Source organism: Cellulosimicrobium composti (assembly GCF_010287905.1).
GTDB lineage: Bacteria > Actinomycetota > Actinomycetes > Actinomycetales > Cellulomonadaceae > Cellulosimicrobium > Cellulosimicrobium composti.
The window spans coordinates 20,453-31,494 of record NZ_JAAFAN010000022.1; the positions used below are offsets into that span (position 1 = coordinate 20,453).

Here is an 11,042-nt window from a genome sequence, read left to right on the forward strand (position 1 = left end):
TCACGAAACTGAGAGTATCAGGTACTGTTGGTATTGGACACCAGCCGGCCCCCTCCCTTCGTCTCCGCGCGCCTCGCGCCGAGCCGCCGGGCCGGACCGACGCAGCGCAGCGAGCACGGACAGGAAGTGAGGCACAGTGGCCAACCGCACCAGCCCCCGCCGGAACCCCGAGCAGGCCCCCGAGACCGGGGCACCGGCCCCGAGCGCCGCGACCGGCGCCCCGCGCGACGCCTGGGTGGTGGGCGGGAACCGGATCCCGTTCGCCCGCGCCGGGAAGAAGTACTCGTCCGCGAGCAACCAGGAGATGTTCACCGCCGCGCTCGAAGGTCTCGTGGCCCGCTTCGGCCTCCAGGGCGAGCGGCTCGGCGAGGTCGTCGGCGGCGCGGTGCTCAAGCACTCGCGCGACTTCAACCTCGTGCGCGAGTCCGTCCTCGGCTCGTCGCTCTCGCCGCAGACCCCCGCGTACGACCTCCAGCAGGCGTGCGCGACGGGCCTCGAGGCGACGATCGCCGTCGCGAACAAGATCCGCCTCGGCCAGGTCGAGTCGGGCGTCGCGGGCGGCTCCGACACCGTGTCCGACGCGCCGATCGCCGTGAGCGAGGGCCTGCGCCGCGCGCTGCTCGAGGCGAGCCACGCCAAGACGCTCGGCCAGCGGGTCAAGGCGTTCGCGAAGGTCCGCCCCGCCGACCTCGCGCCGCTCACGCCCGCCACGGACGAGCCGCGCACCGGCCTGTCCATGGGCGAGCACCAGGCGATCACGACCGCGCGCTGGGACATCTCGCGCGAGGCGCAGGACGAGATCGCGCTCGCGAGCCACGAGCACCTCGCGGCCGCATGGGACGCCGGGTTCTTCGACGACCTCGTCACCCCGTTCCGCGGCCTCGTGCGCGACGACAACCTGCGCACCGACTCCTCGATGGAGAAGCTCGCCGCGCTCAAGCCCGTGTACGGCAAGCGCCTCGACGGCGTGACCCCGACCATGACGGCCGGCAACTCGACGCCGCTCACCGACGGCGCCTCGACGGTGCTGCTCGCGTCGGCCGACTGGGCGCGCGAGCGCGATCTGCCGCTGCTCGCGCGCGTCGTCGACGCCGAGACCGCGGCGGTCGACTTCGTGCACGGCCACGAGGGCCTGCTCATGGCCCCCGCGCACGCCGTCCCGCGCCTGCTCGCGCGCAACGGGCTCGCGCTCGGCGACTTCGACTTCTACGAGATCCACGAGGCGTTCGCGTCGACCGTCCTCACGACCCTCAAGGCCTGGGAGGACGACGAGTACTGCCGCACCGAGCTCGGGCTCGACGGCCCCCTCGGCTCGATCGACCGCACGCGCCTCAACGTCAACGGGTCGTCCCTCGCGGCGGGCCACCCGTTCGCCGCGACCGGCGGGCGTATCGTCGCGACGGCGGCCAAGCTCCTCGCGCAGCGGACCGCCGAGACCGGCGCACCGGCGCGCGCGCTGATCTCGGTGTGCGCGGCGGGCGGCCTCGGCGTCGCCGCGATCCTCGAGTCGGTCCCTGCCACCGACGCCACCGCCTGACGGCCCGACGACCCGAGAGGAACCACCGTGACCGACTCCTACGTCCAGGCCGTCAACTCCGGCTTCACGAAGACGCTCGCGAAGAAGCTCGGCCTGCCCCGCCCGGCCGTGCTGCGCCGCTACCGCGCGGGCGACCCGCTCACCGTCGGGCCCGTGCTCGTCCTCGGCGGCACCCCCGGCGTCCGCGACGACGCCGACCGCGTCGCCGAGGCCCTGCTCGGCTGGGACCTCGACGTGCGCCAGACCCCCGACGACACGACGCGCTGGGGGGCGGTCGTCGTCGTGCTCAGCGGCATCGAGCGCCCCGAGGACGCGTCCGCGCCCGTCATGGCGCTCTCCGCGACGCTGCGCCGCCTCGCGCCGAACGGGCGCGTCGTGATGATCTCGCGCGCCCCCGCCGAGACCGACTCCCCCGAGCTCGCCGCCGCCCGCGAGGGCGTCGACGGGTTCCTGCGGTCCGTCGCCAAGGAGCTGCGCTACGGCGCGACCGGCAACGGCGTCCAGGTGACCGACGACGCCCCGGTCGACAGCCCGAGCGTCCTCGCGACCCTCCGCTTCTTCCTGTCCGCGAGGTCCGCGTTCGTCGACGGCCAGCTCCTGCGCGTCGGGGCGTCCGACGCCGACCCCGCCGTGGACGTCGACCGGCCGCTCGCCGGCAAGGTCGCCGTCGTCACGGGCGCGGCGCGCGGCATCGGGGCGCAGGTGGCGCGCACGCTCGCGCGCGACGGCGCGAAGGTCGTCGTGGTCGACGTGCCCGCGGCGGGCGAGGCGCTCGCCGCGGTCGCGAACGAGATCAGGGGCACGGCGCTGCAGCTCGACGTGACCGCCGACGACGCGGGCGCCCGCATCCTCGAGCACGCCCGCGCCCGGCACGGCGGACTCGACGTCCTCGTGCACAACGCGGGGATCCTGCGCGACAAGCTGCTCGCGAACATGTCCCCGGACAAGTGGGACGCGGTGATCGCGGTGAACCTCGCCGCGCAGCTGCGGATCACGGAGTACCTGCTGGGCGCGAACGGGTTCTCCTCGGAGCCGCGCATCGTGTCGCTCGCGTCGACGAGCGGCATCGCGGGCAACCGCGGGCAGGCGAACTACGCGTTCTCGAAGGCCGGCGTCATCGGGCACACGCGGGCGTTCGCGCGTCTGCTCGCGGCGCCGGGCGGTCCGGGCGGCACGGCGAACGCCGTCGCGCCGGGCTTCATCGAGACGGACATGACGGCGTCGATCCCGTTCGTGCAGCGCGAGGTCGCGCGCCGCGTGGCGTCGCTCCAGCAGGGCGGCCAGCCCGTGGACGTCGCCGAGGCGATCGCGTTCCTCGCGTCGCCCGCGGCCGCGGGCGTCAACGGCCAGGTGCTGCGCGTGTGCGGGCAGAACGTGGTGGGCCGGTGACGGGGCCCGACGCCGCGCGTCCGGCGGACCGCGCCCCCGCGCGCGTCGAGACGCTGCCCGCGGTCCCGGGGCTCGGCGGCCTGTACGTGCGGGGCGTCGCGGCGTCGGGCCGGCTCGCGGCGGCCCACCGCCTGCCGGGCGCGACGCCGCGGCGCGACCTCGCGCTGCCCGACGTCACCTACCGCGTCGCGGGCGTGCCCACGGGAGACGACGCCGCGCCGGGTCACGTGGGGAGCGCGGAGCACCTCGCGCGGTACGCCCGTCTCGTGGGCGAGGCGCCGTCGGACGTGCTGCCCGCCGGGTACCTGCACGTCCTCGGGTTCCCGCTCGCGACCGCGGTCATGGTCCGCCCGGACTTCCCCCTGCCGTTGCTGGGCATGGTGCACCTCGCGAACTCGGCGTCCGTGCTGCGGCCCGTGCGCCTCGGCGACGCGCTGGAGGTGCGGGCGTGGGCCCAGGGTGTGCGGCCGCACCGCCGGGGGGCCCAGGTCGACCTCGTCACGGAGGTCTCGGTCGAGCGCACGGACGCCGAGCGCGCCGCCGGGAGCGGCCTCGCGGCGACGACGCTCGCGTACCGGGGCGTGTCCACGTACCTCGCGAAGGGCGTCACCCTGCCGGGCGACGCGACGCCCGACGACGGCGAGACGGCGCCGGCGCCGTTCTCGCCCCCGCTCCCGACGGCCCGCTGGTCGCTCGGCGCGGGGACGGGCCGCGCGTACGCGGCGGTCTCCGGCGACCGGAACCCCATCCACACGTCCGCCCTCGGCGCCAAGGCGTTCGGGTTCCCGCGCGCGATCGCGCACGGCATGTACACGGCCGCCCGGGCGCTCGCCGAGACGGGCCCGCGGCGCGGCGACACGTACGACTGGACGGTGACGTTCGCCAAGCCCGTGCTCCTGCCGAGCACGGTCGACGTCGCGCTGCGCCCCGCGGCCGAGGTCCCCGCCGCGGCGCGTGACGCCGTCGCGCAGGTCGCGACCGCCGTGCCCGACGGCGCGGGCGAACCGGGCGCCGGGCTCGTCTACCAGGCGTGGGACGGCAGGGGTCGGCTCCACCTCACGGGCCGCGTGACGCCGCGCCCCTGACCGCCCGCCCCGCCCCGGGCCGAACACGGGGTTGGTGTCGTCTTCGTCGGGACAACGACACCAACCCCGTGCTCGCGGCCGTGCAGGCTCGTTCTCGGCGCGCGGCCCCTTCAGGCGGGGCGGGCGAGGCGGGCGAGCAGTCCGTCGCGGACGGCGGGCCACTCGTCGACGAGGACGGAGAAGTAGGCGGTGTCCTGACGCGACCCGTCGGGGGCGACGCGGTGGCTGCGGAGCACACCCTCGGGCACTGCGCCCAGGCGCCGGATCGCGGCGACGGACCGGGAGTTCCGCGCGTCCGCCCGGAGCGCGACGCGCGCCACGCCCAGGTCCTCGAACGCGTGCCGCAGCAGGAGGTACTTGCACGCCGGGTTCGTCGTGCCGCCCCACCACTCGCGCGCGTAGAACGTCGAGCCGAGCTCGACGCGGCCCTGCGACGGCACCCACTCGTAGAGGGACGTCGACCCGCGGACCGCCGGGACGTCGTCGGGCAGCGCTCCGGTCGCCCCGGCCCCGTCCACCCCGACGACGGCGAACGCGAGCCGACCGGGCGCGGCGACGGCGTCGCGGACGTACGCGGTCATCGCCTCCGTGCCGCGGGGCACGGCGCTCGCCATGCCGGCCCAGAGGCCGTCGTCGACGATCGCGCCGAGCGCCGCGGCGTGCCGTTCGGCGAGCGGTTCGAGGCGGACGCCGAAGCCTTCGAGGGTGGTGTCGTGCTGCACCCGCACATCCCACCACACGCGTTGCTGCCGACGGCGTGCGAGCGGGCGGACCCCTGCCTACGGTCGGGCGGTACCGACGAGAGGAGCACCCATGGGACTCGGAGACAAGGCCAAGCACGCCGCCGAGGAGGCGGGCGGCAAGCTCAAGGAGGGCGCGGGCAAGGCCACGGACAACGAGCGCCTCGAGGCCGAGGGAAAGACCGACCAGACGAAGGCCGACCTCAAGCAGGCCGGTGACGACGTCAAGGACGCCTTCGACCGGTAGTCCCGACCGTCGAGCGCTTCGCGAGGGTCCCGCTCCGGCGGGGCCCTCGCGGCGTCTGCGGCCCGGTCGCGCTACGACGCGGCGAGCGGCTGCGCGAGCCCGCCGAGGGCCGGCGCCAGGACGGGGACGACGCGCGGGGCGGTGATCCGCTCGAGCAGGCCCACCTCCACGCCGGGCCACTCGGGCGCGAGGACCGAGAACATCACGGAGTCGGCGCGCGTGCCGTCCGGCGCGGCGCGGTGGCCGCGCATGACGCCCTCCTCGTAGGCGCCGAGGCGGCGCATCGCGCCGAGCGAGCGCTCGTTGCGCGCGTCGACGCGGAACCCCACGCGGTGCACGTCCCACGTCTCGAACGCGTGCCGCATGAGCAGCCACTTCGTCACCGGGTTGACGAGGCTCCCCCACGCCGTGCGGGCGTAGAACGTGCGCCCGATCTCGACCCGCCGGTCCACGAGCGACAGGTCGCGGAACGCGGTGCTGCCGAGCACCGCGCCGGGTCGGCCGTCGGCGTCGACCGCGCGCACGACGAAGCCCGTGAGGTCGGGCGCGGCACGCGTCGCGGCCACGAGCTCGGCCATCCCCGCGACCCCGAACGGCATGGGGACGCTCATGCCTGACCACATCGCCTCGTCGACGAGGCCGGCCAGCGTCTCAGCGTGCTCCGGGGCCAGCGGTTCCAGCCGGAACCCGTGCCCCGAGAGGACGACGTCGTGCAGCACAGCGCATATCAGTGCACACGCGGAACACCGCGCCAAGAGGGTCGAGCGACGCGGTGGACAACGCTCGGCGACGGCCCGGTGAACGCGCTGCGCCGCGGTCCGAGGACGCCGGTCAGACGGCCGGTCCGCAGCCCGCGGCGTCGGCGAGGAAGCCCGCCGCGGCGGTCGCGAAAAGGCCCTCCAGACCGGAGCCCGCGGGCACGGGACGGGGGTCGTCCGCGACGGCCCAGCAGCCGTCGACCACCTCGTACCGCGCCGCCGGGCCCTGCTCGACGTACGCGCGCACCGCCTCGACGAGGCGCACGACGTCCGCCCCGGTCGTCCCGACGCCGACCGACGCGCGGATCGCGCCGGCGTCGTACCCGAGGCGCGCGAGCAGCGGGTGGGCGCAGAACCGGCCGTCGCGCACGCCGATGCCGTGCTCGGCCGAGAGGTAGGCGGCGACGAGGCCGGGGTCGTGCCCCTCGACGGAGAACGTCACGACGCCCACCGGGTCGACGGCGTCGTCCCAGACCCGCACGACGTGCACGCCCGGCACCGCCTCCAAGCCGTCGACGAGCGCCGCGCGGAGCGTCGCCTCGTGCGCGTGCAGGTCGGCCGGGTCGAGCGCGCCGAGCGCGTCGCACGCGGCCGCGAGCGCCGCGGCGCCCACGACGTTCGGCGACCCGGCTTCGTGGCGCGCGGGCGCCGTCTGCCACTGCGTCCCGGTCACGGCGACCTGGCGCACGGCGCCGCCGCCCGCGAGGTATGGCGTGCCCCCGTCGAGCCAGTCGCGGCGCCCAACGAGCGCGCCCGCGCCGAACGGCGCGTACGTCTTGTGTCCGGAGAACGCGACGTAGTCCACGCCCGAGTCCGCGAGGGAGAACCCGCGGTGCGGCACGAGCTGGGCGCCGTCGAGCACGACGCGCGCTCCGGCGTCGTGCGCGATCCGCACGACGTCCGCGACGGGCAGCGACTCGCCCGTGACGTTCGACGCGCCCGTCACCGCGACGAGCGCGTACGGGAAGCGCGCGAGCTCCGTGCGCAGCCCCGACAGCGTCTCCGCGACGGACGCGCCGCCCGCGAGGACGGTCGCGCCACCCGTGCGCTGCCACGGCAGGAGGTTCGCGTGGTGCTCGACGTCGAGGACGAGCACGCGCCCGGGCGTGCCGTCCGCGTTCGCCGGGACGCAACCCGCGAGCAGGTTGAGCGAGTCGGTCGTGTTGCGCGTGACGACGGTGACGTCGTCCTCGCGCGCGCCGACGAACGCACCGATCGTGCGGCGCGACGCCTCGTAGAGCGCCGTCGAGACCTGGGACAGGTAGCCCGCGCCACGGTGCACGCTCGCGTAGAGCGGCAGCACCTCGGTCACGCGGTCCGCGACCGACCGCAGGGCCGGCGCCGACGCGGCGACGTCGAGGTTGGCGTACGGGACTCTGCGGCCGTCGACGAGCGGGACGAGCGTGTCCCCGCCGACGACGGGCAGGAGGGCGGGCGCGTCGGCGAGCGCCGCGAGGTCAGGGGCCGGGGCGTCCGTCGGACACGAGACGTCGGCGAGAGCAGTCATGGCACAGTCCTCCGAGGGCGGTCCGGGGACGGTGATCCCCGCGCTTGCCACGCGCCGGTCGGCGTGCGGCCTGGTCGTCACCCGGGGCACCCCGCCGCGAGAGGAGGGTTGCCGGCCAGCAAACCGGGGTTTCACGCTGGCACTCATGACCTGCGTCCCAGGATGTGCGCGCGGGACGCCGCGTGTCAACCGGTGGTCACGGCGTCTCGGATTGCGGGACGCAGTCGGCGGGTGGCGGGTCCACAGGCCAGCCGCTCTCGTCGACCGCGAACGACTCGAGCACGTCGCCGGTGCGCGCGTCGAGCACCACGACCGAGTCGGCCGGCCACCGCGCCGGGTCGCCCGGCGGCGCCGTGGGCGGGCGCTGGAGGCGCACACCGCGAGCGTGCGCCTCGATCACCGCACCCGTGCGGGTGCTCGCGAGCACGACCTCCGGGTGTGCGTCGGCGTAGGCGTCGCACGCCTCGCCGTTCCCGTCCGAGCTCCACCAGCCCTCGTATCCTCCGACGACGAGGTCAGCGAGATCGATCGGCTCACCTGTCTCCGCGTCGAGGGCAGCGCGGGTGGGGAAGGGCGAGACGAGGTCCTCCTCGGGTTCGACCTGGACCACCCGCGGCCGCTGGGTGGACAGACCGGCGCCGTCCCCCACGACGGCCACCTCGGCCACCGCCCGCGGCACCTCCTCGCCCTCGGGCGCCGTCCACAGCAGGACGACACCCGCCACGACCACTCCGGCGACCGCGGCCGCGGCCACCGCACGTCCTCGCGCGATCCGCACCGATCCCCCAGCCCGCCGGGACCCCCGCCCGGCCGCGGCCACGTTAGCGCGACCGTCCGACGTCGGGCACCCCGGCCTGCGGGCCGCTCCCCGAGACGGGCGTTCCGCGCGTCGGACACGTGGCGTACGATCCCGAGCAACCATCCGGAGCGGCCGAGTGACGTGGCACGTCGACGCCGCAGCAACCCCCCGGTCCGTCGCGAGGCGGCCGGGCGCAGGGTGCTACTGCCACGATCGATGGAGGAGGACTCATGAGCGACCAGTCCCAGCAGACGTCGGCACCCAGGCCGGCACCGCCCGACGCCCGACCCGCCGTCGGCTACGCCGGCGACCTCACCCCGCAGCAGGCGTGGGACCTGCTCGCGAGCGACGAGCGGGCCGTCCTCGTGGACGTCCGCACCGAGGGCGAGTGGCGCACGATCGGCGTTCCCGACGCCACCGACCTCGGCCGCGAGGTCGTGTTCGACGAGTGGGTGACCCCGGCCGGCCCCAACCCCCGGTTCGTGGACCAGCTCGTCGAGGCCGGCCTGACGCCGGGCGAGGAGCGCCCCGTCGTGTTCCTGTGCCGCTCGGGCCAGCGCTCGATCGGCGCCGCGCGTGCCGCGACCGCCGCGGGGCTCGGGCCGTCGTACAACGTGCTCGAGGGCTTCGAGGGCGCGCAGGGCTTCTCGGGCCTGCGCGACGTCGAGGGCTGGAAGGTCCGCGGCCTGCCGACGACGACGTACGACGAGGCGGCGCGGTGAGCGCGTCCCTGCCCGGGAGCGTGCCCGGCGGCTCCGGCCGCAAGCCCCTGCCCGCGACCGCCCGTCCCGCAACGCTCGCCGTGCGCGGCGGCCACGCGCGCACCGACTTCCAGGAGACGTCCGAGGCGCTGTTCCTCACGCAGGGCTACACGTACGACCGCGCGGCCGACGCCGAGGCCGCGTTCAAGGGCGAGCTCGACCGGTTCGTGTACTCGCGCTACGGCAACCCGACCGTGCACACGTTCGAGGAGCGCCTGCGCCTCCTGGAGGGCGCGGGGGCCTGCTACGCGACGGCGTCCGGCATGTCCGCGGTGTTCACGGCGCTCGCCGCGCTCGTGGGCTCCGGGTCGCGCATCGTCGCGGCGCGCGCGCTGTTCGGGTCGAGCCTCGTCATCTTCGACGAGATCTTCGCGAAGTGGGGCGTGCGCACGGACTACGTCGACGGGCACGTGCTGTCGCAGTGGGAGGAGGCGCTCTCCACGCCCGCGGACGTCGTGTTCTTCGAGACGCCGTCCAACCCCATGCAGGACATCGTCGACGCGCGGCGCGTGAGCGAGCTCGCGCACGCCGCCGGCGCAGTCGTGGTGCTCGACAACGTGTTCGCGACGCCGCTGCTGCAGAAGCCGCTGGAGCTCGGGGCGGACGTCGTCGTGTACTCGGCGACCAAGCACATCGACGGCCAGGGCCGCGTGCTCGGCGGGGCGATCCTCGGGACGGAGGAGTTCGTCCACGGGCCCGTGCAGACGTTCGTCCGCAACACCGGCCCGTCGCTCTCGGCGTTCAACGCGTGGGTGCTGCTCAAGGGACTGGAGACGATGCCCGTGCGTGTCGCGGCGCAGAACGCCGCCGCACAGCAGGTCGCGGAGGCGCTGGAGCAGCTCCCCGGAATCGGGCGCGTGCGGTACCCGTTCCTCGGGTCGCACCCGCAGCGCGAGCTCGCGCAGTCGCAGCAGAGCGGCGGCGGGACCGTCGTGACGTTCGACCTCGCCGTGCCCGAGGGCACCGACCCCGAGACGGCGAAGAAGCGCGCGTTCACGTTCCTGGACGCGCTGCAGGTCGTCGACATCTCGAACAACCTCGGCGACGCGAAGTCCCTCGTCACCCACCCGGCCACGACGACGCACCGCAAGCTCGGCCCCGAGGGTCGGGCCGCCGTCGGGATCGCGGAGACGACCGTGCGCCTGTCCGTCGGGCTGGAGGACCCGCTCGACGTCATCGAGGACGTCGAGCGGGCGCTCGACGCCTGACCCTCCCGCCGAGCATGTGCTTGTGGCCCGTCCCGGCGTCGGGACGGGCCACAGGCGCATGGTCGGCTGGCAGAAAGCGCATGCTCGACGGCGGCGGTCGCCCTAGCCTGACGGCGTGACCGCCTACGTCCGCCCGCCGGTCCCCCGCCAGGTGTTCCACGACGCCGACGGGGCGCCGTTCGAGTACGGCGGACGTTGGGACCACCTCGACGGCCCGCCCGAGGACACGTACTCCGTGGACTCCCACCCGGAGCGGTTCGCTCCGGTCGTCGACGTCGCCGACGCGCTCGTGCGGCACCTCGCGGCGACCTACGTCGTCACGGTCGAGGACGTCGACCTGCGCGACGCCGACCTGGCGCCGCACACCGCGGACACACCCGCGCACCCGGTGCTCGCGGGGGCGCACGACGTCGGTCCGGGCGCCGTGCGGGCAGTGCGCCTCACGCCGATGTCCGACGACGCCGCGCCGCTGACCCTCGTCGTCACCGGCTACCCGAGCGTCGTGGTGCGCGCCGGGGTGCTGCACGAGGACAGGTTCCCGTCGTGCGGCTGCGACGCGTGCGACGAGACGGCGGAGGGTGCCGCCGAAGGGCTCGAGGACCTCGTGCTGGGCGTCGCAGGGGGTCTCTTCTCCGAGGGGGTCAGCGGACCGCGGTACCTGCTCGGCGAGTCCTGGGTGCGCTACGCCCTCGAAGGACCCGACGGGCGCCGGGAGTCGGGCGAAGGGCAGCGGAGGCTCGCGCGGGCCGTCGCGGCGGCGGCGCACCGCCGGCTGGCGTCCCTCCCCGGCGGCCGCTGGCAGCCCTGGCCCGTCGCGGACTGACCCCCTCGCGCCGAGCATGCGGTTGTGGCCCGTCCGGGCGCCGGGGCGGGCCACGACCGCATGCTCGGCGGGGCGCCTGCTCGGTCGGCGGGGCGCCTGCTCGCGCGGCGGGACTGGGCACCGCTGTGGACGACGGTTCGACGCTGTGGGACGCACCTCGTAGCCTCCTCGTAGCGCCCGGCCACCGG

The 11,042-nt window shown here is 75.6% G+C and carries 11 protein-coding genes and 1 riboswitch; of the genes, 7 read left to right on the forward strand and 4 right to left on the reverse strand.

The features are described from left to right. Positions 1-136 precede the first annotated feature (136 nt). The 3 genes from GYH36_RS08375 to GYH36_RS08385 are packed head-to-tail and all read left to right on the forward strand — an operon-like array spanning position 137 to position 4,011. Positions 137-1,537, forward strand: coding sequence for an acetyl-CoA C-acetyltransferase (locus tag GYH36_RS08375; RefSeq protein ID WP_162289618.1), 1,401 nt, complete (start codon positions 137-139; stop codon positions 1,535-1,537). 27 nt (positions 1,538-1,564) lie between these two features. Further along, positions 1,565-2,926 (forward strand): 3-oxoacyl-ACP reductase, encoded by a 1,362-nt coding sequence (locus GYH36_RS08380; protein WP_162289619.1) that lies wholly within the window; start codon positions 1,565-1,567, stop codon positions 2,924-2,926. Continuing rightward, positions 2,923-4,011, forward strand: a complete 1,089-nt coding sequence (locus GYH36_RS08385; RefSeq protein WP_162289620.1) for a MaoC/PaaZ C-terminal domain-containing protein — start codon at positions 2,923-2,925, stop codon at positions 4,009-4,011. The genes GYH36_RS08380 and GYH36_RS08385 overlap by 4 nt, the downstream gene beginning before the upstream one ends. Positions 4,012-4,121: 110 nt before the next feature. On the opposite strand, the gene GYH36_RS08390 is transcribed toward GYH36_RS08385, so the two are convergent. Further along, the gene (locus tag GYH36_RS08390) at positions 4,122-4,733 is read right to left on the reverse strand and encodes a GNAT family N-acetyltransferase (RefSeq protein WP_024839069.1); all 612 of its coding nucleotides are present in this window, start codon (positions 4,731-4,733) and stop codon (positions 4,122-4,124) included. 91 nt (positions 4,734-4,824) lie between these two features. Between GYH36_RS08390 and GYH36_RS08395 the strand changes: the two genes are divergently transcribed. Beyond that, positions 4,825-4,998 (forward strand): CsbD family protein, encoded by a 174-nt coding sequence (locus tag GYH36_RS08395; protein ID WP_034603127.1) that lies wholly within the window; start codon positions 4,825-4,827, stop codon positions 4,996-4,998. A gap of 71 nt (positions 4,999-5,069) precedes the next feature. Here GYH36_RS08395 and GYH36_RS08400 read toward each other — a convergent pair whose 3' ends face one another. The 3 genes from GYH36_RS08400 to GYH36_RS08410 form a co-directional block, all read right to left on the reverse strand. Beyond that, on the reverse strand, positions 5,070-5,717 hold the full coding sequence (locus tag GYH36_RS08400; RefSeq protein ID WP_162289621.1) for a GNAT family N-acetyltransferase: 648 nt from the start codon (positions 5,715-5,717) through the stop codon (positions 5,070-5,072). Positions 5,718-5,829: 112 nt separating this feature from the next. Beyond that, positions 5,830-7,263, reverse strand: coding sequence for an aminotransferase class V-fold PLP-dependent enzyme (locus tag GYH36_RS08405; protein WP_162289622.1), 1,434 nt, complete (start codon positions 7,261-7,263; stop codon positions 5,830-5,832). Positions 7,264-7,298: 35 nt separating this feature from the next. Next, positions 7,299-7,414, reverse strand: a riboswitch (SAM riboswitch). A gap of 45 nt (positions 7,415-7,459) precedes the next feature. After that, entirely contained in the window at positions 7,460-8,017 is a 558-nt protein-coding gene (locus GYH36_RS08410) for a hypothetical protein (RefSeq protein ID WP_162289623.1), read from the reverse strand. Between the two features lie 275 nt (positions 8,018-8,292). Between GYH36_RS08410 and GYH36_RS08415 the strand changes: the two genes are divergently transcribed. From GYH36_RS08415 to GYH36_RS08425, 3 genes are all read left to right on the forward strand, one after another. Then, on the forward strand, positions 8,293-8,784 hold the full coding sequence (locus GYH36_RS08415) for a rhodanese-like domain-containing protein (protein ID WP_115941860.1): 492 nt from the start codon (positions 8,293-8,295) through the stop codon (positions 8,782-8,784). Then, entirely contained in the window at positions 8,781-10,031 is a 1,251-nt protein-coding gene (locus GYH36_RS08420; protein ID WP_162289624.1) for an O-succinylhomoserine sulfhydrylase, read from the forward strand. The genes GYH36_RS08415 and GYH36_RS08420 overlap by 4 nt, the downstream gene beginning before the upstream one ends. Positions 10,032-10,146: 115 nt before the next feature. After that, a complete protein-coding gene (locus GYH36_RS08425) occupies positions 10,147-10,854 on the forward strand; it encodes a DUF6226 family protein (protein ID WP_162289625.1) in 708 nt (235 codons plus the stop codon). Positions 10,855-11,042: the final 188 nt, after the last annotated feature.

Coding starts and splice junctions, on each gene's coding strand:
- GYH36_RS08395 (WP_034603127.1), top strand. CDS start 4,825: ATGGGACTCGGAGACAAGGCCAAGCACGCCGCCGAGGAGGCGGGCGGC.
- GYH36_RS08405 (WP_162289622.1), bottom strand. CDS start 7,263: ATGACTGCTCTCGCCGACGTCTCGTGTCCGACGGACGCCCCGGCCCCT.
- GYH36_RS08415 (WP_115941860.1), top strand. CDS start 8,293: ATGAGCGACCAGTCCCAGCAGACGTCGGCACCCAGGCCGGCACCGCCC.